This window comes from Micromonospora sp. WMMD734 (genome assembly GCF_049178975.1).
Taxonomy (GTDB): domain Bacteria; phylum Actinomycetota; class Actinomycetes; order Mycobacteriales; family Micromonosporaceae; genus Micromonospora; species Micromonospora wenchangensis.
In genome coordinates this window covers 4,579,893-4,602,519 of sequence record NZ_JBMHMK010000001.1, presented here as the reverse complement: position 1 = coordinate 4,602,519, position 22,627 = coordinate 4,579,893, and the positions used below count along the sequence as shown (strand labels likewise).

General features: G+C 74.1%; 15 protein-coding genes. 10 read left to right on the top strand and 5 right to left on the bottom strand.

Features of this window, described 5'->3' with window-relative positions; all coding sequences use genetic code 11:
* The first annotated feature begins 64 nt into the window (after window positions 1-64).
* The 3 genes from ACN267_RS19525 (at window position 65) to purE (ending at window position 3,979) form a co-directional block, all read left to right on the top strand.
* Window positions 65-2,155, top strand: coding sequence for a thioredoxin domain-containing protein (locus ACN267_RS19525; protein ID WP_421489317.1), 2,091 nt, complete (start codon window positions 65-67; stop codon window positions 2,153-2,155).
* 175 nt (window positions 2,156-2,330) lie between these two features.
* The gene (locus tag ACN267_RS19520; RefSeq protein WP_281900432.1) at window positions 2,331-3,491 is read left to right on the top strand and encodes a 5-(carboxyamino)imidazole ribonucleotide synthase; all 1,161 of its coding nucleotides are present in this window, start codon (window positions 2,331-2,333) and stop codon (window positions 3,489-3,491) included.
* A complete protein-coding gene (gene purE / locus ACN267_RS19515) occupies window positions 3,488-3,979 on the top strand; it encodes a 5-(carboxyamino)imidazole ribonucleotide mutase (protein WP_204956508.1) in 492 nt (163 codons plus the stop codon). Before ACN267_RS19520 ends, purE begins: the two co-directional genes overlap by 4 nt.
* Before the next feature lie 96 nt (window positions 3,980-4,075).
* Here the strand turns inward: purE and ACN267_RS19510 are convergent, their stop codons facing one another.
* Window positions 4,076-8,977, bottom strand: a complete 4,902-nt coding sequence (locus tag ACN267_RS19510; protein ID WP_421489316.1) for an SCO7613 C-terminal domain-containing membrane protein — start codon at window positions 8,975-8,977, stop codon at window positions 4,076-4,078.
* A gap of 155 nt (window positions 8,978-9,132) precedes the next feature.
* On the bottom strand, window positions 9,133-10,560 hold the full coding sequence (locus ACN267_RS19505; RefSeq protein ID WP_204956510.1) for a UDP-glucose dehydrogenase family protein: 1,428 nt from the start codon (window positions 10,558-10,560) through the stop codon (window positions 9,133-9,135).
* Window positions 10,561-10,809: 249 nt separating this feature from the next.
* Here ACN267_RS19505 and ACN267_RS19500 point away from each other — a divergent pair, with 249 nt between their 5' ends.
* Window positions 10,810-11,973: an acyl-CoA dehydrogenase family protein gene (locus ACN267_RS19500; RefSeq protein ID WP_421489315.1), complete on the top strand. Its 1,164-nt coding sequence runs from the start codon at window positions 10,810-10,812 to the stop codon at window positions 11,971-11,973.
* Between the two features lie 173 nt (window positions 11,974-12,146).
* Here the strand turns inward: ACN267_RS19500 and ACN267_RS19495 are convergent, their stop codons facing one another.
* A complete protein-coding gene (locus tag ACN267_RS19495; protein WP_204956512.1) occupies window positions 12,147-12,818 on the bottom strand; it encodes a hypothetical protein in 672 nt (223 codons plus the stop codon).
* Window positions 12,819-12,841: 23 nt separating this feature from the next.
* Between ACN267_RS19495 and ACN267_RS19490 the strand changes: the two genes are divergently transcribed.
* Together ACN267_RS19490 and ACN267_RS19485 are read left to right on the top strand one after the other, a co-directional pair.
* Window positions 12,842-13,357 (top strand): acyl-CoA thioesterase, encoded by a 516-nt coding sequence (locus tag ACN267_RS19490; RefSeq protein ID WP_204956513.1) that lies wholly within the window; start codon window positions 12,842-12,844, stop codon window positions 13,355-13,357.
* A 595-nt stretch (window positions 13,358-13,952) separates the two neighbouring features.
* Window positions 13,953-16,040, top strand: coding sequence for an acetoacetate--CoA ligase (locus ACN267_RS19485; protein WP_421489314.1), 2,088 nt, complete (start codon window positions 13,953-13,955; stop codon window positions 16,038-16,040).
* A gap of 261 nt (window positions 16,041-16,301) precedes the next feature.
* Here ACN267_RS19485 and ACN267_RS19480 read toward each other — a convergent pair whose 3' ends face one another.
* Entirely contained in the window at window positions 16,302-16,991 is a 690-nt protein-coding gene (locus ACN267_RS19480) for a TIGR03089 family protein (protein ID WP_204956515.1), read from the bottom strand.
* 151 nt (window positions 16,992-17,142) lie between these two features.
* Between ACN267_RS19480 and ACN267_RS19475 the strand changes: the two genes are divergently transcribed.
* A complete protein-coding gene (locus ACN267_RS19475) occupies window positions 17,143-18,288 on the top strand; it encodes a glycosyltransferase family 4 protein (RefSeq protein WP_204956516.1) in 1,146 nt (381 codons plus the stop codon).
* Between the two features lie 63 nt (window positions 18,289-18,351).
* Complete coding sequence (locus ACN267_RS19470; RefSeq protein ID WP_204956517.1) at window positions 18,352-19,443, top strand: mannose-1-phosphate guanylyltransferase; 1,092 nt, start codon at window positions 18,352-18,354, stop codon at window positions 19,441-19,443.
* A gap of 150 nt (window positions 19,444-19,593) precedes the next feature.
* On the opposite strand, the gene ACN267_RS19465 is transcribed toward ACN267_RS19470, so the two are convergent.
* Entirely contained in the window at window positions 19,594-20,226 is a 633-nt protein-coding gene (locus tag ACN267_RS19465; protein WP_204956518.1) for an NUDIX hydrolase, read from the bottom strand.
* Window positions 20,227-20,265: 39 nt separating this feature from the next.
* Here ACN267_RS19465 and ACN267_RS19460 point away from each other — a divergent pair, with 39 nt between their 5' ends.
* Together ACN267_RS19460 and ACN267_RS19455 are read left to right on the top strand one after the other, a co-directional pair.
* Window positions 20,266-21,303, top strand: coding sequence for a hypothetical protein (locus ACN267_RS19460; RefSeq protein ID WP_421489313.1), 1,038 nt, complete (start codon window positions 20,266-20,268; stop codon window positions 21,301-21,303).
* 280 nt (window positions 21,304-21,583) lie between these two features.
* Window positions 21,584-22,585: an ArsR/SmtB family transcription factor gene (locus tag ACN267_RS19455; RefSeq protein WP_204956520.1), complete on the top strand. Its 1,002-nt coding sequence runs from the start codon at window positions 21,584-21,586 to the stop codon at window positions 22,583-22,585.
* Window positions 22,586-22,627 lie beyond the last annotated feature (42 nt).

The following is a 22,627-nucleotide window of genomic DNA, read 5'->3' as shown; positions in this document are numbered from 1 at the left end:
AAGACCCGATATCGGCGCAACGGTTGCCCCGGCGGGTGCGCCCGGGGGTGGATAGGGTCGTCGGGTGAACCGACTCGCCCAGGCCACCTCGCCGTACCTGCTCCAGCACGCCGACAACCCGGTCGACTGGTGGCCGTGGTGCGACGAGGCGTTCGCCGAGGCCCGGCGGCGGGACGTCCCGGTGCTCATCTCGGTCGGCTACGCCGCCTGTCACTGGTGCCACGTGATGGCCCACGAGTCGTTCGAGGACGAGACGGTCGGCGCGCTGGTCAACGCCGGTTTCGTGGCGGTCAAGGTGGACCGTGAGGAACGGCCCGACGTCGACGCCGTCTACATGACCGCCACCCAGGCGATGACCGGCCAGGGCGGCTGGCCGATGACGGTCTTCGCCACCCCCGACGGCACTCCGTTCTTCTGCGGCACCTACTTCCCGAAGCCCAACTTCGTCCGGCTGCTGGAGTCGGTGGGCACCGCGTGGCGGGAGCAGCGGGAGGCCGTACTGCGGCAGGGCGCCGCGGTGGTCGAGGCGATCGGCGGCGCCCAGGCCGTCGGCGGCCCCACCGCCCCGCTCACCGCCGGACTGCTCGACGCCGCCGCCGACCAACTCGCCACCGAGTACGACGAGACCAACGGCGGCTTCGGCGGCGCGCCGAAGTTCCCGCCGCACATGAACCTGCTCTTCCTGCTCCGGCACCACCAACGGACCGGCTCGGCGCGCAGCCTGGAGATCGTCAGGCACACCGCCGAGGCGATGGCCCGGGGCGGCCTGCACGACCAGCTCGCCGGCGGGTTCGCCCGCTACTCGGTGGACGCCCACTGGACGGTGCCGCACTTCGAGAAGATGCTCTACGACAACGCCCTGCTGCTGCGGGTCTACACCCAGCTGTGGCGGCTCACCGGCGACCCGCTGGCCCGCCGGGTGGCCCGGGACACCGCCCGGTTCCTCGCCGACGAACTGCACCGCCCCGGCGGGGGTTTCGCCTCCGCGCTCGACGCCGACACCGACGGCGTGGAGGGCCTCACCTACGTCTGGACCCCGGCGCAGCTCGTCGAGGCGCTCGGCGAGGACGACGGCCGCTTCGCCGCCGACCTGTTCGATGTCACCGAGGTCGGCACCTTCGAACCCCGCCCGGACGCCGGGTCGGACACCGCCACGGATACGGCCGGGCACGGCACCGCGGGCACCAGCGTGCTGCGGCTGGCCCGGGACGTCGACGAGGCCGACCCGGAGGTCCGGGACCGCTGGCGCAGCGTGGTGGGCCGGCTGCTGGCCGCCCGGGACACCCGCCCCCAACCGGCCCGCGACGACAAGGTGGTGGCCGCCTGGAACGGGTTGGCGATCACCGCCCTCGTCGAGTTCCTCCAGGTCGTCGCGATCCGGGTGACCTCCGACGACGAGGACGCCAACCTGATGGACGGGATCGCCATCGTCGCCGACGGGGCGCTGCGCGACGCCGCCACCCACCTGGCCGACGTGCACCTGGTCGACGGCCGGCTGCGGCGGGCCTCCCGCGACGGCGTCGTCGGCGAACCGGCCGGCGTGCTGGAGGACTACGGCTGCGTCGCCGAGGCGTTCTGCGCGCTGCACCAGCTCACCGGCGAGGGACGCTGGCTGGAACTGGCCGGCGGCCTGCTCGACGTGGCGCTGGCCCGGTTCGCCGCTTCCGACGGCGGCTTCTACGACACCGCCGACGACGCCGAACGGCTGGTCGCCCGGCCGGCCGACCCGACCGACAACGCCACCCCGTCGGGCCGGTCGGCGATCGCGGCGGCGTTGACCGCGTACGCGGCGTTGAGCGGGGAGACCCGCTACCGGGAGGCAGCGGAGGCGGCCCTGTCCACGGTCGCGCCGATCGTCGGCCGGCACGCCCGGTTCACCGGGTACGCGGCCACCACCGGGGAGGCGCTGCTGTCCGGGCCGTACGAGATCGCGGTGGTCACCGACGACCCGGCCGGGGACCCGCTGGTCGCCGCCGCGCACCGGCACGCCCCACCCGGTGCGGTGGTGGTCGCCGGCCGGACCGACCAGCCCGGCGTGCCGCTGCTCGCCGACCGGCCGCTGCTCGACGGGCGCCCCACCGCGTACGTCTGCCGGGGGTTCGTCTGCCAGCGGCCGGTGACCTCGGTCGACGACCTGGTCGCCCAGCTCACCTGAGCCGGCCCGGCGGCCCCGGCTTCCGGCGGGCTCCGGCGTCGGCGGTCCTCGGCTTCCGGCGGTCCCCGGCCGGCTGGGCGGGTCCCCGGCTGGCGGGGGTCGCGTGGGCCGGTCCGACCGCCGGGGGTGGCCCTCGGGTCGGCCGGCGGCCCGGCCCGGTTAGGCTGGCGGCGCTATGGACTCCCGTACCGGTCTGCCCGTCGTCGGCATGGTGGGTGGCGGCCAACTGGCCCGGATGACCCACCAGGCCGCCATCGCCCTCGGCCAGTCACTGCGCGTGCTGGCGCTCACCCCCGACGACGGTGCCGCGCTCGTCGCCGCCGACGTGCAGTACGGCGACCACACCGACCTCGCCGCGCTGCGTACCTTCGCCAAGGGCTGCGACGTGGTCACGTTCGACCACGAGCACGTCCCGACCGAGCACATCCGCACCCTCGCCGCCGAGGGGGTGAAGCTGTTCCCGCCCGCCGACGCGTTGCTGCACGCCCAGGACAAGCGGGTGATGCGGGAACGGCTCGGCGCGCTCGGTGCCCCCAACCCGGCGTGGCGGCCGGTGGAGGACCCGGCGGACCTGCTCGCCTTCGGCGCGGAGCACGGCTGGCCGGTGGTGCTCAAGGCGGCGCGGGGCGGCTACGACGGGCGCGGCGTGTGGCTGGTCGCCGACGCCGAACAGGCCGCCGAGCTGGCCGCGACCCTGCTCGCCGGCGGCACCTCGCTGCTCGTCGAGGAACGGGTGCCGCTGCGCCGGGAACTGGCCGTGCAGGTGGCCCGCTCGCCGTTCGGGCAGGTCGCCGTCTATCCGGTGGTGGAGACCGTGCAGCGGGACGGGATCTGCGTCGAGGTGCTCGCCCCCGCGCCCGGCCTGGCGGAGGGACTGGCCGTCGCCGCCCAGCAGCTCGCCATCGACCTGGCCACCGCGCTGGGTGTGGTCGGCCTGCTGGCGGTGGAGCTGTTCCAGACCGACGCCGGCCTGGTCGTCAACGAGCTGGCGATGCGCCCGCACAACTCCGGGCACTGGACCATCGAGGGGGCCCGGACCTCCCAGTTCGAGCAGCACCTACGGGCGGTGCTCGACTACCCGATGGGGGACACCTCGCTGGCCGCCCCGGTGGTGGTGATGGCGAACGTGCTCGGCGGTGAGCCGGGCGGGATCTCCCTCGACGAGCGGCTGCACCATCTCTTCGCCGCCGAACCGGGCGCCCGGGTCCACCTGTACGGCAAGCAGGTCCGGCCCGGCCGCAAGATCGGGCACGTCACGGTGCTCGGCGACGATCTGGACGACGTACGGGCGCGGGCGGCGCGGGCCGCCCGCTGGCTGCGGGAGGGGCACGGGTGAGCACCGTCGGGCTGATCATGGGCAGCGACTCGGACTGGCCGGTGATGAAGGCCGCCGCCGCCACCCTGGACGAGTTCGACGTCCCGTACGAGGTGGCGGTGATCTCCGCGCACCGCACCCCGGTCAAGATGATCGAGTACGGCCGGGACGCCGCCGACCGGGGCCTCAAGGTGATCATCGCCGGGGCGGGCGGGGCCGCCGCGCTGCCCGGCATGGTCGCCTCGGTCACCCCGCTGCCGGTGATCGGGGTGCCGGTGCCGCTGAAGCACCTGGACGGGATGGACTCGCTGCTGTCCATCGTGCAGATGCCGGCGGGGATTCCGGTGGCCACCGTGTCGATCGGCAACGCCCGCAACGCCGGCCTGCTCGCGGTCCGCATCCTGGCCGCGACCGACCCGGCCCTACGCGCCCGGATGACCGCCTTCCAGGCCGACCTGGAGGACCTGGTGGCCGAGAAGGACGCCGCCCTCCGCGCCTCCCTGACCTGACCTTGCGGCGGGGCCGCCCGTCGGGGCGGGCTGCCCGCGCAATGGGGTCGATGTTGCGGTATCCGACCACGTCCGACCCCGCCGTGACCCTCCGATTCACCTCATGGAGCGCAGGGCGGTCTGGAGCCTGTCCTGGGCTCGGCGGCGACGTTCGTTGCTCGCCCCGAGCACCAGCAGGACCAGGCCGACCGGGATGAGCACCAGCCACGGGCCGAGGCTGAACAGGGCGTGCACCGCCGCGATCGCGGTCACCGCCGCGCCGACGATGACCGGGGCCTGCTGCCGGCTGGTCGAGCCGTACACCAGCACCGCTACCGCGCCGAGCAGCAGCAGCACCTGGCGCATCATGCTGGAGTCGGTGGCGAGCACGATCGCCAGCGTCGGCACGAACGCCGCGATCAACGCCGGGCCGTACGCCACCCAGCTCGACAGGTCGGGGCGGTCGCGTAGTTCGAGGATGCCGACCAGCAGGGCGAGCGCCGCGAACGGCAACGTGTACGCCTCGGGCAGCGCCACGTCGGCGACCCGCATCATGATCCACCAGGCGACGATCTCGCAGGCGACCACCGCCCAGAACAGGATCCGCCGCTCCACCGGTCGCCGCCCCGGTCGGACGGCGGCCACGCCCAGCACGGCACCCCAGGCGGCGAGCAGGGCGGCGATGTGCCGGGGCGAGTCGAACGCCAACGCCAGGGCGATGAGCGCGGCGGCGTACCCGCTCCACTCGACGGTGGCGGCCTCCCGGTACGCCTCGGGTCGCCGCAGCCGGGGCAGCGTCGCGGCGAAGACCTGCAACGCCGCGCCCACCGCGAGCACCCCGAACGCCGACCAGACGGCGGGGAAGCCGGCCACCAGACCGGCGGTGAGCACGAACAGCTGCGCCATCAGCGAGGCGAACAACCAGCCGAGGATGCGGGCCCGCCCGGTGGTGCCGAAGAGCGCGGCGACCACCCCGACGCCGACCGCGCCACCCAGGGTGAACAGGGTCAACCCCCGGCTGGCCAGGCTGCCGGCGAGCCCCGCGCCGCCACCGGCCAGCCCGATGACGAAGACCAGTACCCGGGCCAGCCGCAGCGACCGGGCCCGCTCGGCCAGTGGGGGCGGCGGGGTCAACGCGAGCCCCAGCATCGAGATGGTGAACACGGCGAGCGCGGCCAGGGCGTTCTGTGGCCAGGCCAGGCCCAGCGCGATCGGGGTGATCAGCAGTGTCACCGCGAGACCGGGCAGCACCACCGGCACCGCCCGGGACCGGCGGCCACCGGCCAGACCGGTGGCGGCCAGCGCGGCGGTGCCGGTGAGCAGCAGAGCGGTGAGCACGTGCGTCGGGTCCACCAGTTCCGGTGGCGGGGTCCGCAGCTGCGGCGGCGGCCCCTGCCAGACGTGGGCGAGCATCCGGTGCGGCTCGACCAGCGCCACGAACAGCAGCGGCGCGAGGGACACCAGGGCCAGCACGGTGGGCACGGCCGCGGCGGCCAGCGCCCCGGCGGCGGGGTCGATCCGCCAGCGTCGCTGCGTACCGTCGTCGGGCAGCCGGCGCAGCGCACCGTCCAACAGGACCGCCCAGCGGCGTACCGGCTGGGCGGACCCGACCGGTGGCACGGTCGACGCCCGCACCAGTTCGGCGAGGACCCCGAGCAACGCCGCCGCGGCGGCGAACACCCCGGACGGCAGGTCGACGAAGATGGCGGCGACGGCACTGACGGTCGCCCCGCCGGCGACCGCCGCGCTCGCGTACGGCAGATACTGCGGGACCTGCCGGCGGACGGCGGCCACCGCGGCGAGCCCGAAGCTGGACGCGGCCAGCGCGGCGGTCAGCACCACCTGCGCACCGTGGCCGAACTCGGCGGCCAGCGCGGCGACCGCGCCGGGGAGCGCGAGCAGCGCGGCGGCGGTCGCCAGGCCGCCGATCTGCACCAGGTGCGGCGGCATCCCCTCGGTCTCGACGTCCTCGACCAGCGAGGGGGCCAGGGAACGGGCCATCGCCGCCACGGTCAGGCCGATCAGCGCGATGCCGCCCAGGGCGAGCGCGGTGGTCCACGGGCGCACCAGCCCGGCCCCGGCGGCGTGCAGCGCGACCACCCCGGCCACGGTGGCCCGGGACAACCCGGCGCGCGGGTCGGCGGAGGCCACCGCGGCGGTGCCGAAGGCGGTGGCGACGGCCAGCCCCACCAGTACGGGGGACCACCAGGGCAGGTCGAAGGCGGCCGGGAGGCCGACGGTGGCCAGTACCACGCCGACCCCGGCCACGTCGTACTTCCAGGGGGTGGGGAGCAGGATCGCGGCGGCCAGCGCGAGCAGCGCCAGCGCGACGGGGGCCTGCCAGGTCGAACCGCCGGTCGGCGCGGCCGGCCAGCCGGTGAGGTCACCGGCCCAGATCGGCCCCGGGGTGGCCAGCACGCCCACCCCGCCGCGCAGCGCCGACCAGCCGGCCAGCACCCCGATCAGGGCAGCGCCGACGGCGATGCCGAGCACCGGCCCGCGCCGCCACTCCTCGGGCATCGCCCGCGCGGCGACGGCGACCACCAGCACCAGCACGGCGGCGACCGCGAGCTGCCCGCCCGGCGAGATGACCGCCGTGATCCTGGCCAGGGTGGCGATCAGCGCCGTGGTGACGGCGGCAGCGGCCAGGTCGGCGCCGTCGAACGCCAGGTCCGAAGGGCGACGTGCGTCGATCCGGCCGGCGAAGAGCAGTAGCAGGGTGGCGATCAGGACCAGCCCGCCGAGCCAGGCGTCGGCGGCCGTGCGGCCCGGGGCGAAGAAGGCGGCCCCGATCACCGCCAGCGCACCCAGTCCGGTGCCGACGGCGTGCGGCAGGCTCAGGTGCCGCTGCGACACCTGCATCACCGCCGCGTAGCCGAGGGTGACGCAGACGGCGAGGAATCCCGCCGCCAGGATCGGCACCGTCAGCTCCCGCAGCACCGCCGGGGTGAGCACCGGCCCGGACGGCTCGGTGGCCGCGACGAACGCGGCGACCGCGCCGGGCAGCGCGAACGCCGCGCCGCCGGCCGCCCAGCCGGAGAGGACGTCGGCGGCGGCCGGGGCGATCCGTACCCTCGGCGCGAGCGCCACCAGTACGCCCGCCAGCATCAGCACCGCCAGGGCGGCGGCGGTCAGCGCCGGCCGGCTCAGCGCGGCACCGGCCCCGAGGAACCCGACCACGGTGGCGGCCCCGGCGTGCACCACGGCCGCCCGGGTGGTGGCCGCCCAGAGCCCGGCGACGCCGATCGCGACCGCCGCCAGCACCATCGGCCAGGGTGCCGCCGCCCAGCCCAGGCTCAGCGAGGCGGGCACCGCCAGCGCGGTCAACCCCGCGCCGACCACCGCGAACTCGCGGCGGATCTCCGGCGGCAGGGCGAGCACCGCCGCGATGGTGAGCAGCAGGGCGCTGGCGGCGAGCTGCCCGGCGGCCGGGCCGGCCGCCGCGGCCACCTCGCCGGGGAACGCGGCCAGGTCGGCCCGCCAGGCGGGCAGCGCCGCCTCGACCGGTGCCAGCCCGGCCCGCAGCGCGCCGCCGGCCACCACCAGGCCGCTGACGGTCAGCGCCGCGGCGGAGGCGAGCTGCGGCCCCCGCCGGGCGGCTTCCGGTACGGCCCGCACGGCCAGCCCGGTCAGCGTGATCACCGCGGCGATCAGCAGCAGCGCCCGGCCCGGGAAGGCCACCGAGGCGATCCGGCCCAGCGCGCCGATCACGGCCAGGGTGAGGATGCCGGCACCCAGGTCGGGCAACGGCGGTCGGCGCAGCAGCAGGGTGCCGGCCAGGCCCACCGCCGCGGCCAGCAGCAGCGCCGCGCCGGCAGCGGTGGCCGTCGGTACGGTCTGCGCCCGCAGCAGCGCGGTGACCGCGTACGCTAGGGCGAGGGCCACCGCCACCCCGTGCAGCAGCCAGGTCGTCTGGGGCAGCCACGGCACCGGCCGGGGGGCACCGCCCCGGGGGACCGTCGTGCCGTCGAGCACCTCGCCCGACTCCTCGGGTGCCCCCTCCGGCCGTCCGTCCGGGGCGACCCGCTGCCGGGGCGGCCCCGAGGGCCGGTCGGCGGTGGACTCCGGTGGGGCCTGCCGTTCCCGCATGATGCCGGAGCGGACCAGCGCGAGGTCGAGCACGGCCACCACGGTGAACACCACCGCCCAGCCGGTCGGGCCGCTGATCCACCCGTAGACGAGCAACGGCACCACGGGTTGGGCGGCCAGCACCGCCGCGAACCGGGGTGCCCGCAGGCCGGTGCCCACCGCGTAGGCGAGGGCGACGCCCGTGGTCAGCGCGAAGATCACGCCGGAGAAGACGGCCCCGGACGCGCCGATCCGGTCCACCGCCCACAGCGCGTACCCGGCCAGCGGCACCAGCAGCAGGCCGACCGTCGAGATCGTCTCGGCGGTGGAGGTCAGCCCCCGGCGGGCCAGCACCGGCGGGGCGAGCAGCAGCAGGACGGTGGCGACCAGCAGGATGCCGAGCCGGGCGAGGGCGTCCATCGAGCTGGTCGCGACGGCGGCGAAGACCACCGCGGCGACGGCCAGCACCAGCGCACCCAGCCCGAGCGGGATGTTCTGCACCTCCCGGGAGGACGCCTCGGCCGGGTGTTCCGGGTTGTCCGCGCCCAGCCAGGTGGCGGTCCGGTACGGCGGTGGGAGCGGTGGTTCGTCCGGACCGTCCGGCCCGGCGGGGGCACCCTGCCGGGGCACCCGGGGCGGCGCACCGGTGGTGGCGGTGGGTGGCCGCCGGTCCGCCTTGCGGCGTAGCACCCGGCGCGGCCGGGTGGCCTGCTTGATGCGTTCCTCACCGGCGTGGGCGAGGATGTCCCGCTGGAAGAGGGCGGCCTGCATCTTGGCGGCGATCTGCCGCTGCTCCCGGGCGATCTCGGCGTCGCGGGCCTTCATCTCGGCGATGGAACGTTCGATCTCGGCGAGGTGTTCGCGCCACTGCGGTTGCTCGGCCCCGCAGTTGGGGCAGCGGGCCGCCGGCTTGATCTGCCGCCCGCACGAGGAGCACTGGAAGCTCTCCACGACATCCCTCCACCCGGCCGGACGCACTGTGGACGCCGCCCCCACGCAGCATGCCCTGAGCGGGCGTGGATTTCGACACCTGCCGCTCCGTTAGGGGTACAAAAAAGCGCCGGCGCGGGGAGGATCACCTCCCGCGCCGGCGCGTCGCGGTGTCGTCAGGGGCGGCCCATACCCCGGTACTCCCAGCCGGCCTGTGTCCACAGTGCCGCGTCGAGGCAGTTGCGGCCGTCGACGACCTTGCGCCCGGCGGCCAGCTCACCGAGGGCGACCGGGTCGGCGTTGCGGAAGTCGGCCCACTCGGTGAGTACGCAGACCAGGTCGGCCCCGGAGACGGCGTCGTTCATGCTGGACTCGTAGACCAGCTCGGGGGCGACCCGGCGGGCGTTCCCGGTGCCCTGGGGGTCGTACACGTGCACGTCGGCGCCGGCCTTGGCGAGCAGCGCGGCGACGGCGAGGGCCGGGGCGTCGCGGACGTCGTCGGTGTTGGGTTTGAAGGTCGCGCCGAGCACCGCGATCCGGGTGCCGGAGAAGTCCGGGCCGGCCGGGCCGGAGCGGCGGCCGAGCAGGTCGGCGGCGAGCTGGAGCACCCGGGTACGGCGACGCAGGTTGATCAGGTCGACCTCGTGCAGGAAGCGCAGCGCCTCACCCGCGCCCAGCTCCTGGGCGCGGGCCTGGAAGGCGCGGATGTCCTTGGGCAGGCACGCGCCGCCGAAGCCGAGTCCGGCCTGGAGGAACCGGTTGCCGATCCGGGGGTCGTAGCCGATGGCGCGGGCGAGCTGGGTGACGTCGCCGCCGCTGGCCTCGCAGACCTCGGCCATCGCGTTGATGAAGGAGATCTTGGTGGCCAGGAAGGCGTTCGCGGCGACCTTGACCAGTTCGGCGGTGGCGAAGTCGGTGATCACCAGCGGGACCTCCCGGTCCTCGGTGGCGGCCAGGTCGAAGACGCCCTTGTGGGCGGCGTAGAGCATGGCGTTGGCCCACTCGGTCTTGACGCCGACCACGATCCGGTTGGGGCGCAGCACGTCGTCGACGGCGAAGCCCTCCTGGAGGAACTCGGGGCTCCAGGCCACCTCGACGCCCAGGTCGTCCGGGGTGTGCTTGCCGACGAGCTGCTCCACCCACTCGGCGGTGCCGACCGGCACGGTGGACTTGCCGACGATCAGCGCCTTGCGGGTCAGCTGCTGGGCCAGGGCGGTCACCGAGGCTTCGACGTACGACAGGTCGGCGCCCATGCCGTCGGCCCGCTGCGGGGTGCCGACGCAGATGAAGTGCACGTCGCCGAACTCGGCGGTCTCGGCGATGTCGGTCGAGAACCGCAGCCGACCGGCGGCCAGGTTGCGCCGCAGCAGCTCGTCGAGACCCGGTTCGTGGATCGGCACCTCGCCCGCGTTCAGCTTGGCGATCTTGTCGGCGTCGACGTCGAAGCCGAGCACCTCGTAGCCCAGTTCGGCGTAGCAGATGGCGTACGTCGCGCCGAGGTAGCCGGTGCCCAGGAACGTCACCCGGGGACGCGGCGCACCCGAGGGGGGCGTCACCGGGGAGATGGTCGGCGCCGGCTGAATGTTCGGGTACGGGATCGTCACGCCTGTCTTCTCCGCTCGCACTGGCGGCGCTTCACTGCGTCGCAATCGGCTGCGGCGCCTGGCCGGGCACCGATGGAAAACCTGTCGTTCGGTCAGCGTAGTTGTGCGCTGTCGACGCCTGCCCGGCACGATCCTACCGGCCGGTAACGTGGTGGGGAGCCACGATGGCTATCCTTCAGTCTGCGGCAGTCGGCGGCCTGGAGACGGCACACAGACTGCGCATGATAGCGGTGAAAGGGGAGGGCCGACATGGCCGCAGAACAGACGTTCGACGTCTACCGGTTGCCCGAGGAGCACGAGGCGGTCCGCGAGGCGGTCCGCGAGGTCTGTGCCGCCAAGGTGGCCCCGTACGCCGCCGAGGCCGACGAGACGGGGGAGTTCCCCACGTCGTCGTACGACGCGCTGCGCGCCGCCGACTTCCACGCCCCGCACATCCCCGTCGAGTACGGCGGTGCGGGCGCGGACGCCCTGGCCACCGCGATCGTCATCGAGGAGGTCGCCCGCGCCTGCGCCTCGTCGTCGTTGATCCCGGCGGTGAACAAGCTGGGCACGATGCCGCTGCTGTTGGCGGGGTCGGAGGAGTTGAAGCGGCGTTATCTGACGCCGGTGGCGGCGGGTGAGGCGATGTTCTCGTACTGCCTGTCGGAGCCCGAGGCCGGCAGCGACGCGGCATCGATGACCACCAAAGCAGTCCGCGACGGCGACCACTGGATCCTCAACGGCGTCAAACGATGGATCACCAACGCCGGCGTCTCACAGTTCTACACCGTGTTCGCCGTCACCGACCCGGCGGCCCGCTCCCGGGGCATCTCCGCGTTCGTCGTCGAGAAGTCCGACCCCGGCGTCAGCTTCGGCGCACCCGAGAAGAAGCTCGGCATCAAAGGCTCCCCCACCCGCGAGGTCTACCTCGACAACGTCCGCATCCCCGCCGACCGCATCATCGGCGACCCCGGCACCGGCTTCACCACCGCCATGCGCACCCTCGACCACACCCGGGTCACCATCGCCGCCCAGGCCGTCGGCATCGCCCAGGGCGCCCTGGACTACGCCAAGGGCTACATCCGCGAACGCAAACAGTTCGGCAAACCGGTCGCCGAGTTCCAGGGCATCCAGTTCATGCTCGCCGACATGGGCATGAAGCTGGAGGCGGCACGGCAGCTGACCTACGCGGCGGCCGGGAAGTCCGAGCGTGGCGACGCGGACCTCACCTACTTCGGGGCGGCCGCGAAGTGTTTCGCCTCGGACGCCGCGATGGAGATCACCACCGACGCCGTCCAACTCCTCGGCGGCTACGGCTACACCCGCGACTACCCGGTCGAACGCATGATGCGCGACGCCAAGATCACCCAAATCTACGAAGGCACCAACCAGGTCCAACGCATCGTCATGGCCCGCCAACTCCTCAAGGACTGACGGGCAGACGCGTCACTCCTCCGTTGCGCAGGCGTCGGCGTCTGGCTGAAGCCGGGCCGTCCCGGGGCTCTTCCGGTCCGGACGCCTGCCGCGCCGTCGGTCGCGACTGACGGTGACCGGGCCTTGATCATCGTGGTGCGGGTGGGCCGGTCGGACCGGCCCACCCGGCGGCGTCAACGGTTGTCGGTGCTGTTCTCCGGCTTCGCGCCGTAGCGCGGCGGCGCGGACCACGGCGACTCGCTGCTGGTCCGTCGGGGCAGCGGCTCGGTGGGGGTGTCCAGATCGGGGTAGCCCAGGGTCAGCGGGGCGGTGTCCGGCTCGCTGCGGGCCGGTGGGGGTGGCGGCCAGTCGCTCGTGGCGAAGCTGGGCGGCGGCGGAGTGTCGTCGTCCGCCGGGGCCGGTTCCAGACCGGTCGCCGGCTGCGGCCAGCGCCGCCACCGCTGGGCGCTGAACACGGCCACCAGCAGCAGCAGACCGACCAGGAACAGAGTGCCGTCCTGCACCGGCTGGCGCAGCGGCAGCGGATCGCCGAGCACCTTCCAGTCGTCGGGAATCCGGTCGAGCACGGTGAACGGAGCGATGAACATCCCGACGTACGGGGTGACCAGCAGCAGCCCGGCGACGAGCGGGCCGACCGGCGAGGTGCGCAGGGTGCCGACCAGGCCCAGCAGGATGCCGGCGACGCCGAGGTAGACGGCCGGCTCGATCAGGTTGGCCGTGTTGTACGTGCCGATCTCCACCCAGCGGTCCACGGTCCGGCCCGACCCGTCCTGCCCGAGAGTGATCAACACCCACGTGACGGGTGCCACCACCAACCCGGCGAGGAAGCTCCAGAGATGTCGCATTGGCGCACCGTACCGTTTCTGCCATGACCGAGCACCCCACCACCCCTGCCGGCAAGCCGACGTCGTACTCCCGGGTCACGCTGAGTCGCATCATGACCGCTGTCGATGTCAATCTGTACGGAACCGTGCACGGTGGGGTGTTGATGAAGTTCGTCGACGACGTGGCCGGCGCGGCGGCGGCCCGGCACAGCGGCGGTACGGCGGTGACCGCCTCCATCGACGAGATCGTCTTCTCCGAGCCCGTCCGGGTAGGTGACCTGGTGCACGCCCACGCCCAGGTCAACTGGACCGGCAACACCTCGATGGAGGTGGGCGTGAAGGTGATCGCCGAGCGGTGGGACTCGGCCGAGGACGAACCGGTCCGGGTGGCCACCGCGTACCTCGTGTTCGTCGGCGTGGACGTGGGCGGCGCGCCCCGGATGGTCCGCCCGGTGCTCCCGGAGACCGCCGAGGACGAGCGCCGTTACAAGGAGGCCGAGATCCGCCGCGCCCACCGCCTCGCCAAACGCCGCGCCATCCAAGCCCACCGCGCCTCCTGACCCCCGCTCCCGTCCAGTCACCGGCCCTCTCGCTCTGCCCCGCTCTCCTCCCCGCCCCCCGCCCTCCTTCCCCCCGCCTCGCCTCGCCTCGCCTCGCCGCCCGCCCGCCCCTGCCCCCGCCCGGTGATCAAGAGGTTTGCGTCAATCTCAGCCCGGAGACTGACGCAAACCTCTTGATCACCGGGGCGAGGGCTGTTGATCAAGAGGTTTGCGTCAACTTTGGGCTGAAGGCTGACTCGAATCTCTTGATCACCGAGCCCGGCCCGAGTTCCGCCCGAGCCCGGTCGCAGTTCCGCCCGAGCCCGGCACCCGGGGGGAACCCGACCTGGCGTCAGTCCGAGCCAGCCCTCGGGCCCGGCCCAGATCGGGGACGGCCCAGCCCCGACCCCAGCCGAGTCCGGCCCGAGTCCAGCCGAGTCCGGCCCGAGTTCGGCCCGAGTTCGGGAGGGGGGCTGTGTGTGCAGGTGGGGACGGATTGTGTGCGCGGGGCACGTTTCCGTGTCGGGCCCCGGTGTGGATGATGGCGCTGCGAGGTAGGCAAGATGGCGGCATGGCCGGGCACAGTGCCGTGTGGGGCCTCAGGGAGGGTGGAGCGGTGGGTGACGTGCTGTGGACGCCGCCGGCGGACGTACGCGAACGGTCCCGGATCGGTGGCTACCTGCGGTGGCTACGGGAGCACCGGGGGCTGGACTTCGCCGACTACGACGCGCTGTGGCAGTGGTCGGTCACCGACCTGGATGCCTTCTGGCGCTCGATCTGGGACCACTTCGAGGTGGTGTCGCACACCCCGCCGACGGCGACACTGGGCGACGCGACGATGCCCGGTGCCAGATGGTTCCCCGGCGCGATGCTCAACTACGCCGAGAACGTGCTGCGGATGCCCGGCCGCGCCGATGACGACCCGGTGGTGGTCGCCCACTCCCAGACCCGTCCGCCGGTCACCCTGACCGTTGCCGAACTGCGCGAGCAGGTCCGTCGGGTGGCGGCCGGGCTGCGTCGGCTCGGCGTCGTGGCCGGGGACCGGGTGGCGGCGTACGCGCCGAACGTCCCCGAGACGTACGTGCTTCTGCTGGCGACCAGCAGCCTGGGGGCGATCTTCTCGTCCTGCGCCCCGGAGTTCGGCACCCGCAGTGTCGTCGACCGCTGGCAGCAGATCGCCCCGAAGGTCCTGGTGGCCGTGGACGGCTACCGGTACGGCGACAAGCCGGTCGACCGGCGGGCCGAGGTGGCCGCCATCCGGGCTGCCCTGCCGTCGCTGACCCACACCGTCACCATTGCCTACCTGCACCCGACCGCCTCCGATGGTTCCGCCCCGGTAGGTTCCGCCGGCCCTGCTCCGACCGCCCCCGACGGTGCTGCCCCGGCAGCCGTGCTGCCCGGCGGACCAGCCGACGGGCAGCCGGTCGCCCCGGGCGGCGTACCGCAGAGCAGCCTGAGCTGGGCCGAGCTGGCGGCGGAGACGACCGAGGGGTTGACCTTCACCCCGGTCCCGTTCGACCACCCGCTCTACGTGCTCTACTCCTCGGGCACCACCGGCCTGCCGAAGCCGATCGTGCACGGCCACGGCGGCATCCTGTTGGAACACCTCAAGATGCTGGCCCTGCACCATGATCTCGGCCCGGCCGACCGGTTCTTCTGGTTCACCACCACCGGCTGGATGATGTGGAACTTCCTGGTCTCCGGGCCGGCCGTCGGGGCGACGATCGTGCTGTTCGACGGCAACCCCGGCCACCCCGACCTGGGCGCGCTGTGGCGGCTGGCCGAGGAGACCGGCACCACGTACTTCGGGACGTCCGCGCCGTTCCTGCTGGCCTGCCGCAAGTCCGGCCTGGTGCCGAAGGACGTCGCCGACCTGTCCGCGCTGCGCGGGGTCGGCTCCACCGGCGCGCCGCTGCCCGCCGAGGGCTTCACCTGGGTGTACGACACGGTCGGCACCGACCTCCAGCTCCAGTCGCTGTCCGGTGGGACGGACGTCTGCACGGGCTTCGTCGGCGGGGTGCCGCTGCTGCCGGTGTACGCCGGTGAGATCACCTGCCGGGCGCTCGGTGCGAAGGTGGAGGCCCGCTCGTCCGACGGCACCCCGGTCCTCGGCGAACTGGGCGAGTTGGTGATCACCGCGCCGATGCCGAGCATGCCTGTGGGGTTCTGGAACGACCCGGACGGCAGCCGTTACGCCGAGGCGTACTTCGACGTCTATCCCGGGGTGTGGCGGCACGGTGACTGGATCACCATCAACGAGCGGGGCGGCTGCGTGATCACCGGCCGCTCCGACGCCACCCTCAACCGGGGCGGCGTACGGCTCGGCACGGCCGAGTTCTACTCGGTGGTGGAGGGCCTCGACGAGGTGGTCGACTCGGTCGTGGTGCACCTGGAGGACGACGAGGGCGGTGCGGGGGAGCTGCTGCTTTTCGTGGTGCTCGCCGAGGGCCTGGAACTCGACGACACGCTCCGCCGCAAGATCGCCCGCGAGCTGCGTACGGCCCTGTCGCCCCGGCACATTCCCGACGAGATCCACCAGGTCAGGGCGGTACCGCGCACCCTGTCGTCCAAGAAGCTGGAGGTGCCGGTCAAGAAGATCCTCACCGGCACCCCGGTGGAGTCGGCCGCCGCGAAGGGTGCCCTGGCCAACCCGGAGTCGCTGACCGCCTTCGCCGCCTTCGCCCAGACCCGCCCCACCCCGTAACCCCACCCTGTCTCCCATCCCCACCGGCCCCGCCCGATCCCCCCGGCCGCCGCGGTGATCAAGAGCTTCGCGTCACCCCACCCGCCATCCTTGACGCATACCTCTTGATCAACGCGCCCCAGCGCTGTCAAAGCCTGGCGATCAAGAGGTATGCGTCAACCGACCGCGAACAGATGACGCATACCTCTTGATCACCGGGGCTGTGCCAGTCGGGGCAGGGCGGGGCGGGGGCGACAGGGCGGGGGCGCGGCGGGATCGGGGTCAGGTCAGGGTTTGGGTGGTGCGTTCGGTGTCGGCGCGGGTGGCGAGGCGGGACCGGTCGGCGTTGCCGGTCAGCACGATCGTGGCCCGGCGGAGCAGGGGAGCGAGCAGCCAGTCGCGCGGGTCGGGGTGGACCGCCGCGTCGACGAGCAGCCGGGCACCGGGGGAGATGCCGAGGGCCGTGGCGCGGGCGTCCGCCTCGGCCAGCAGGTCCGCGTCGGCCGGACCACCCTGGGTGGACGGCGTGAAGTGGTCACCCTGGGTGCGTACCTCGACCACGTAGTCGGCGAACCCGGCGGGGACCTCCCGCAGCGGGGCGGCGAACGGGGCGAGCGCCAGCGCGTAGCGGTCGCCGGCCGGCCAGGCGTCCACCTCGGCCACCCGGTCGGCGGCGGCGAAGAGCACGTCCACCGCACCCGGTTCGTCACGCACCGTCAACCCGGCGGACCAGCAGCCGAGCAGCACCGCGGCGGTCTGCCAGTGCGGTGGCAGCAGCACCCCGGCCGGATCGCCGGGGCTGCGGGCCAGCTCGTCGACGAGCAGGTTGGCGGTCTTGGCCACCCAGTTCGCCAGGGTCGCGCCGGAGAGTTCGGTGCGTTCCCCGGTGGCGTCGTCGTACCAGGTCAGCAGGGGGCGGGCGGGGTCGGCCGCGATCGCGGCGGCGAACACCCGGGCAATGTTGTCGGCCATCGGCGCGAACGATACGCCCCTGCCGTCCGTATCCGATGGCGATGACAAGTCGGCGTACGGTCGGGTCGGAGTCAGCGTCCGCGCCGGGCTCCGGCGTAGGCTTGCCCGGAGTGTTGTTCCCCACAGACCCGCCACTGCAAGGAGTCGCCCCGTGACCGCCGGTCGCCCGCCCCGCGTGCTCATCGACGCCACGAGTGTCCCCGCCGACCGAGGCGGCGTCGGTAGATACGTCGATGGTCTGCTCGGCGCCCTCGGCACAGTGTGCGGGGAGACGGTCGACCTGGTCGTGGTGAGCCTGCGCACCGACCTGGAGCGTTACACCCGGATGCTGCCCGGGGCCGAGGTGATCCCCGCTCCGGCCGCGGTCGCCCACCGTCCGGCCCGGCTCGCCTGGGAGCAGACCGGCCTGCCGCTGCTCGCCCAGCAGGTCGGCGCCGAGGTGCTGCACTCGCCGTTCTACACCTGCCCGCTGCGGGCCGGCTGCCCGGTCACGGTGACCGTGCACGATGCGACGTTCTTCACCGAGCCGGAGCACTACGACAAGTCGCGCCGGACGTTCTTCCGCAGCGCGATCAAGACGTCGCTGCGCCGGGCCAGCCGGGTGATCGTGCCGAGCAAGGCCACCCGCGACGAGTTGATCCGGCTGCTCGACGCCGACCCGACCCGGATCGACGTGGCCTACCACGGGGTCGACCAGCAGGCGTTCCACGCCCCGGGCGAGGAGGAGAAGGCCCGGGTGCGGGCCCGGCTCGGGCTCGGCGGCAGCAGCTACGTCGCCTTCCTCGGCGCCAAGGAGCCGCGCAAGAACGTACCCAATCTGATCCGGGGCTGGGCGCGGGCGGTGACCGACCGGGAGGACCCGCCGGCCCTGGTGGTCGCCGGCGGCCAGGGGCACGACGACGACATCGACCGCGCGGTGGCCGAGGTCCCTTCGCACCTGCGGCTGCTGCGACCCGGCTACCTGCGCTACGCCGACCTGCCCGGTTTCCTCGGCGGTGCGTTGGTCGCCGCCTACCCGTCGTACGGTGAGGGGTTCGGCCTGCCGATCCTGGAGGCGATGGCCTGCGCCGCGCCGGTGCTCACCACGCCCCGGCTGTCGCTGCCCGAGGTGGGCGGTGACGCGGTCGCCTACACCAGCGAGGACCCGGACCAGATCGCCACCGACCTGGCCGCCCTGCTCGACGACGAGCAGCGCCGGTTGTCCCTGGCCAAGGCCGGTTTCGACCGGGCCAAGGAGTTCACCTGGGCGTCGAGCGCCGAGGTGCACATCGCCGCGTGGAGCCGGGCCCGTTCCTGAGTGGTCGCTGACGGTACGGCCGAGCCGCCATCCGACCTGGGACGGTTCGGGCATGATGTGCTGATGCTCTACGCCGTCATCCCGGCGGGTGGCAGCGGCACGAGGTTGTGGCCGCTGTCCCGCGCGGGGCACCCCAAGTTCCTCCACCCGCTCACCGGCACCGACGCGTCGCTGCTCCAGGCGACCGTCGACCGGCTGACGCCGCTGACCACACCGGAGCGTGTCCTGGTGGTCACCGGCGTCGCCCACGCGGCGGCGGTGGCCCGGCAACTGCGCGGGGTGCCCGAGGAGAACATCCTGGTGGAGCCGTCCCCCCGGGACTCCTGCGCGGCGATCGCGCTGGCGGCGGCGGTGATCGCCAGGCGCGACGGGTCGGCGGTGATGGGTTCGTTCGCCGCCGACCACCTGATCCGGGATCCGGCCGCCTGGGTGCGGACCGTCCGGGCGGCGGTGCAGGGGGCCGAGCAGGGTCTGCTGATGACGGTGGGGATCACCCCGACCCGGGCCGAGACCGGCTACGGGTACCTGGAGACCGGGGAGCCGACCGGGGACGGCCCGCTACGCCCGGTGACCGAGTTCAAGGAGAAGCCGGCCGCGCCGGTCGCCGAGGCGTACCTGCGTTCGGGCCGGCACCTCTGGAACGCCAGCATGTTCGTCTGGCGGGTGGACGTCTTCCTCGCCGAGCTGGCCCGCCAGCAGCCGGACCTGCACGCCGGCGTGACCGCGATCGCCGCGGCCTGGGGCGGCCCCGAGCAGGACGACGTCCTCGGCACGGTCTGGCCGACCCTGCCGAAGATCTCCGTCGACTACGCGGTGATGGAGGGCGCGGCCACCGCCGGCCGGGTCGCCACCGTGCCTGGCGACTTCGGCTGGAACGACGTCGGCGACTTCCACACCCTCGGCGAGGTGCTGCCGGCCGACCCGGACGGCAACGTGGTGCTGGGGGCCGACGCCAAGCCGGGGGTGCTGCTGCACGACGCCCACGACCTGGTGGTGGTGCCGCAGTCGGGTCGGCTGGTGGCCGCCGTCGGAGTCCGTGACCTGATCGTGGTGGACACCCCCGACGCGGTGCTGGTGTGCCCGCGTGACCGGGCGCAGGACGTCAAGGCCCTGGTCGACGAGCTGAAGGCCCGGGGCGAGGACGGGCTGGTCTGAACCACCGCATGTCCTGACCCCGCCCGGCGGCACCCGCCGACCGCCGGGCGGGTTGGCCCCGGGCGGGGGCGGAGCACGGTCAGCGGCGCGACCCCTGAACGCTGCCACGGGGCCGGTGGACGCGGTCAGCGGAGCCGGGCGGCGGCGCGGTCACCGGCTCCGGCGGGCGTGGGCGGCCAGGGCCGGCGCAACCAGCTGGGCGGTCCCTCCGGCCAGCGGCTCCGGCAGCCGACCGGTCGGGAACCAGCCGAGCGCCTCCGACTCGTCGCTGACCTGCCCGACCGCACCCGGTGGGGCGAAGACCGCGAACCGGACGTCGTGGTGCAGCGAGCCGCCCTGGCAGCGCACCGGGTGGATGTCCACGTCGATCGGTACCGGGTCGATGACCAGCCCGGGGATGCCCGACTCCTCGGTGGCCTCGCGTAACGCCGCCCCGGCCAGCGTCTCGTCGCCCGGTTCACAGTGCCCGCCCAACTGCACCCAGCGGTGCAGCTTCCCGTGCAGGCAGAGCAGCACCCGCTCACCGGCGGCGTCGAGGATCAGCGCGCTCGCGGTGAGGTGACCCGGCAGGTGGTGGCGGGTCAGCGCGGCCGGACCGTCGGCGAGCAGGTCGAGGGTGCGGTCGCGGGCCCCGGCGGCGGCCGGCCCGGTCGGCGTCCACCCGGTCAGCACCGCCACCGCGTCCGCGTGCAGCGCCCCGTTTCCGCCGGCGCCGTCCGGCCCGCCGGGGTGGGGCGGGGTGGTCGTGGCGGCCGGGGGACGGGTGGGGAAGGCGTCGGGCATTCCGACACTCTACGAGCGCGCGATCCGTACCCTGGCGCGGTGAACCTGAGACTTCTGGAGTTCGTGGTCGCCGGTAACGAGGCCAGCGACCTGTTGCCGGTCCGCTCCCGGTCCCTGCTGCGGGCACACGACGCGGTACGTGGCTTCTGGACGGTGCTCGACGAGGGCCCTGTGGAACACTGCCTGGCCCTGCTGCTGGAACGTACCGACGGCGAGTGGGTCGCCCACCACGTGCCGGCCGACGCCGGGGTCGAGAACGGCCGCACCGAGGACGGCGAGGCGCTCGCCGCCCACGACGGCTGGGTGTACGTCTTCGGGTCGCACTTCGGTTCCAAGGCCGGCCCGCTGCGCCCCCGCCGGGCGTTCGTGGCCCGCTTCCGCGAGGACGACGCGGCCACCGGGACGCTGCCGGTGCAGGTGGTCCGGAACCGGTTCCGGGTGCACCGGGCGGTCAACGACGCGCTGGTGAAGGCGGCGTTCACCCCGTTGCCGCCGGGTGACCGGGTGCGCCAGCGGTTCATCGGGGAGACCGTCGCCCGGGGCACCGCGCGGGCCAAGTCCTGGGTACGCCGGCTGGCCGACGACGACCTGCCGCTGAACGTGGAGGCGGCGGCGTTCACCGCGCAGGGGACGGTGCTGCTCGGGCTGCGCTTCCCGGTGACCGTGGACGGGGAACCGGTCCTGGTCGAGCTGGCCGGGGTGCCGGAGATGTTCACCCCGGGCGGCGGCTGGCCGCGCGCCGGCCGGGCGTACGTGCTGACCGGGGTGACGCCGCCCGGCGCGCTGGTCGGCTTCCGCGCGGTCACCCCGACGGCCGACGGCGGGTACGCGGCGGTGGTCGGCTCGATCGACGCGCTGGGCAAGGGTTCGGTGCTGCTGGACGACCACCCCACGGGCGGTGAGGTCACCTCGCGGCACGTCCGGTTCCGGTGGGAGCCGACCGACGACGGCCGGATCGCCGGCGAGGTGGCGGCCGAGCTGACGCCGTTCCGGAACGTCGAGGGGGTAGCCGAGATGGACGGACGCAGCTTCTATGTCACCGACGAGGACCACCGGGTGGCGCTCTGGATCGGTTGACCCCGCCCACCGGAGGGGGACGGTGGGGCCCGGGTGACACCTCTGCGGAACCAGGGCCGCAGACCCTCGTGGTGCCTCCCGGGCACCACCGTGGTGGGCCCCGGCCCGCCCGACCGGCAGCGGGAAGAACCCCGCGTGTCGTACCGGGCAGTAGGAGCATGCCAACCGGCGGGACGGGCGTCGAGGTCTTTCAGTCCACGCTTAAAAGTGGAGATAAGTGCCGCCCGGTACAGTTCAGTGGGTCGGCGGGCCTCCCCCTGCCCCGCCCCAGGAGTGCCCCATGCTGACCATCCACTTCTCCCGGGAGGACATCCTCCGGACCCGGGTGGCCCCCGCCGCCGACCCGGTCTGGGAGTTGGTCCTCAGCCTGCACCTGCTCCAGGGGCGGACCCGCGACCCGCTGATGGCGCACTGGCGTCGGGGGGTCGCCGCCGGGCTGCGCCGGGACACCGCCGCCGACCAGTTCCGTCTGCTGTTCGCGCTGAACCCGCCCCGGGGCTACTTTCCCGACTTCCTCACCCCCTACCAGAGCCTCGACGGTTTCGAGGCGGGCCTGGACGCCGTCCGGTCCACCCCGACCGAGCTGTTGCGTCGCGATCTGAACCTGCTGGCCGAGGCGAACCTGCTGCCGTCCTCGGCCGCCGCGCTCGCCCGGGGTGAGCCGGAGGTGCTGCGCCACCTGACCGAGTCGATGACGCAGTACCGGTCGGTGGCGATCGACCCGTACTGGCAGCGGATCCGGGCCGCCGTGGAGGCCGACCGCGCGGTCCGGGCCCGGGCGTTGCTCGACGGTGGCGCGGAGGGGCTGCTGGCCAGCCTGCGGCCGGGCATGCGCTGGGACTCCGGTGTGCTCCAGGTGGTGGACTATCCGAGCCGGCGGGAGTTGCACCTGGACGGTCGGGGGCTGCTGCTGGTGCCGTCGTTCTTCTGCGCCCGTACCCCGGTCGCGCTGCTCGACCCGGCGCTGCCGCCGGTGCTGGTCTACCCGGCCGACCGGCTCGGCGGACTGGACCCGGCACCGGGGGAGGGCGGCCGGCCCGCCGGGGGCGGCGGCCGGGAGGCGCTGGCGGCGTTGCTCGGCCGCACCCGGGCGGCGGTGCTCGAAGCCAGCGACGACGGCGCGACCACCGGCGAGGTGGCCCGCCGGCTGCACATCTCGGCCGCCGCGGCCAGTCAGCACACCGCCGTGCTGCGCAACGCCGGGCTGCTGGTCAGCCGCCGGGACCGCAACACGGTCCTGCACACCCTGACCCCCCTCGGCCGGGCCATGCTCGACGCGTGACCGGCCCGTCGGGCGGCGCAACGGGGCGGAAGTTGCGGCATC

Bases quoted from the DNA above. Each gene is read 5' to 3' on its own strand.
- ACN267_RS19520 (WP_281900432.1), top strand. From the start codon at position 2,331: ATGGACTCCCGTACCGGTCTGCCCGTCGTCGGCATGGTGGGTGGCGGC.
- ACN267_RS19500 (WP_421489315.1), top strand. From the start codon at position 10,810: ATGGCCGCAGAACAGACGTTCGACGTCTACCGGTTGCCCGAGGAGCAC.
- ACN267_RS19495 (WP_204956512.1), bottom strand. From the start codon at position 12,818: ATGCGACATCTCTGGAGCTTCCTCGCCGGGTTGGTGGTGGCACCCGTC.
- ACN267_RS19490 (WP_204956513.1), top strand. From the start codon at position 12,842: ATGACCGAGCACCCCACCACCCCTGCCGGCAAGCCGACGTCGTACTCC.
- ACN267_RS19480 (WP_204956515.1), bottom strand. From the start codon at position 16,991: ATGGCCGACAACATTGCCCGGGTGTTCGCCGCCGCGATCGCGGCCGAC.
- ACN267_RS19470 (WP_204956517.1), top strand. From the start codon at position 18,352: ATGCTCTACGCCGTCATCCCGGCGGGTGGCAGCGGCACGAGGTTGTGG.
- ACN267_RS19465 (WP_204956518.1), bottom strand. From the start codon at position 20,226: ATGCCCGACGCCTTCCCCACCCGTCCCCCGGCCGCCACGACCACCCCG.
- ACN267_RS19455 (WP_204956520.1), top strand. From the start codon at position 21,584: ATGCTGACCATCCACTTCTCCCGGGAGGACATCCTCCGGACCCGGGTG.